The following is a 2,390-nucleotide window of genomic DNA, read 5'->3' on the forward strand; positions in this document are numbered from 1 at the left end:
CTCGGCAATCTCACGCCGCGGGAATTCGCAATGAAATCGAGACTGGAAACCAAGGCCGCATGAGGCCAGAAATCAACCGACGGATTCTCCCAAAGGCTGGAGGGAAGCCGGGTCTCAGGTCACTGCCCAAAGCCTGGTTCTCGGTGACCCTGCGCCCCTACCATATCGATACTGATGCTCACGACTTTGTCGCCATCAACAAGGCTGCACCCATGACACTGCGCAGCGCCATCGGCCTCTAGTTTCCTTTCGCCATATCACGCCCTCGAGTCACAGTTGCATTGAAAGTGTGGTCGACCATGACTGAACCAGATCCTCCGCGTGTTCTCCTCGTCGCCGAAGCGGCGAACCCCGAATGGGTTAGCGTGCCCCTCGTCGGCTGGTCGCTTGCCAAGGCGCTCAGCGAGAGGATCGAAGGGCATCTCGTCACCCAGGTCCGGAACCGTGAGGCCATCCTTCGCGCAGGCTGGACCGAAGGAAGGGACTTCACCGCGATCGACAGCGAGGCGGTTGCGCGCCCGATGTGGAAGGTCGCAAATGTCCTTCGGATGGGGAAGGGCAAGGGGTGGACTATGACGACCGCGATTAATGCGCTCACCTATCCTTACTTCGAACACCTTGTGTGGCAGCGTTTTGCCGCTGACATCCGCGCGGGTAAGTTCGACGTCGTCCATCGCATTACGCCCCTCAGCCCGACAACCAACAGCAGCCTGGCGGCGAAATGCGCTGCTGCCGGCGTGCCCTTCGTGCTCGGGCCACTCAACGGCGGCGTACCGTGGCCCAGAGGTTTCGATTCAGAGCGCCGGAGGGAAAAGGAGTATTTGTCCTACGTGCGGGGAGCCTACAAGGCGCTCCCTGGCCGGCATTCGATGTTGAGAGCGACCTCGGCGATCCTAACCGGCTCACATCACACCGCGAGCGAGATCCCTGAGGTCTATCGCGAGAAATGTGTCTACTTGCCTGAAAACGCGATCGACCCGTCCCGATTCAACCTAAAGGCCCCGCAGGATCTTGGCGGCCCGCTCAGGGGCTGCTTCATCGGTCGTATGGTACCCTACAAGGGACCCGACATGCTTCTCGAGGCGGCCGCCCCGCTTGTGCGAGAGGGCAGGTTAGTTCTCGACATGATCGGCGATGGGCCAATGCTCGTGGATCTGAAGGCAATTGCCGCCCGAGAGGGAGTCGAGGATGGCGTGATCTTCCACGGCTGGCTCAAGCACGGCCAGTTGCAGGAAGTGGCAGCCCGGGCCAATATTCTCACATTCCCGTCGGTGCGGGAATTTGGTGGCGGCGTCGTGCTCGAGGCCATGGCGCTCGGTGTGGTACCTGTTATTTGTGACTACGCCGGGCCCAGCGAACTGGTAAGCGATGAAACAGGCTACAAAGTTGCCATGGGCTCTAGGTCCGAGATCGTCCAGCGCTATAGGGAGACCCTTTCATCCATCGTCGCCGATCCAGCCGCGTTGCCGGCGAAGGCTGCCGCGGCAAGGAACCGTGTGCTCACTTCGTTTACATGGGAGGCCAAGGCTGGTCAGGTCGAGCAGGTCTATGGCTGGGTGCTCGGCCATCGCCCGGACAAGCCGGATCTGGTGTGAACCCAGCCCCGGACTTCAAGTCTGTTTGCGGTTCTCACAAACCAAAATCTCGCAAAACGTTGCCGGGCTGCAAAGTCCCCGATGGATTGTCGTGGTGCGATCCGAACGTCAAGTTCCTGGCGGTTCTGCCGGATGACGGTTCAACGGGGGGACAGGTGCACTCGCAGCGAAGGTCCAATAGGTCGGCAAACTCGCCGTTCAAGCAAGCGCAGCGGTCGTCCTTCTGACGCTCGCACCACCGGCAGCAGCATCTACAGAAGTCATGTTATCTAAAGAAGTCATGTTGGCTTGGGACAAGTCGATCAGAAGGCCAGAAAAAAACAATCAATAAGAACAAGCCTAACGTCATTTTTTGAAGTCTCCTCTCTGATTGGGGTACCCCCTTCCAGCATTTTTGAAGTTCCTTTGGCTTCGATAGTCTTCCTGCCCAAAGGGGTCTTCTATACGCACGCACGTCGACCCTCGAACAGAAGGCGTCGATAGAGACTCAGAGAGCCGCCCTAGAGGCCGCTGGATGCGAGAAGGTGTGGCAGGAGCAGGTAAGCTCAGTTGCCGACCGGAGCGGCCTTCAGGAGGCGCGAGTGGGGAGCCTGATCCGACTGGTCCGGTTTGATTGTTCGTGCATCACGGGCCTCGGTTGCATCTTGATGATGGTCTCCGGCGCTGGTGGCCTGTAGCCCAGAGCACTGTGGGGTCGCTTGGTGTTGTAGTGCTTTCTCCAGCCTTCGACGATGATCTGCGCCTCTCTCAGTGAATGGAAGATCTCGCCGTTGAGCAGCTCGTCTCGCATCCGGG

3 protein-coding genes are annotated in these 2,390 nt (G+C 59.3%); 2 read left to right on the top strand and 1 reads right to left on the bottom strand.

The window, feature by feature from the left end:
* Together EU800_RS27380 and EU800_RS25855 are read left to right on the top strand one after the other, a co-directional pair.
* Positions 1 to 242: hypothetical protein (locus EU800_RS27380; protein ID WP_207210021.1), on the top strand; the 242-nt coding region annotated here is incomplete at its 5' end.
* Positions 243 to 299: 57 nt separating this feature from the next.
* Positions 300 to 1,595, top strand: a complete 1,296-nt coding sequence (locus EU800_RS25855; RefSeq protein ID WP_129636328.1) for a glycosyltransferase family 4 protein — start codon at positions 300 to 302, stop codon at positions 1,593 to 1,595.
* Positions 1,596 to 2,163: 568 nt separating this feature from the next.
* On the opposite strand, the gene EU800_RS25865 is transcribed toward EU800_RS25855, so the two are convergent.
* A partial coding sequence (locus tag EU800_RS25865; protein WP_129636329.1) for an integrase core domain-containing protein occupies positions 2,164 to 2,390 on the bottom strand: 227 nt, incomplete at its 5' end.

The sequence above is a fragment of the Tropicimonas sp. IMCC6043 genome, from assembly GCF_004146235.1.
Lineage (GTDB): Bacteria > Pseudomonadota > Alphaproteobacteria > Rhodobacterales > Rhodobacteraceae > Tropicimonas.

Coding starts and splice junctions, on each gene's coding strand:
- EU800_RS25855 (WP_129636328.1), top strand. CDS start 300: ATGACTGAACCAGATCCTCCGCGTGTTCTCCTCGTCGCCGAAGCGGCG.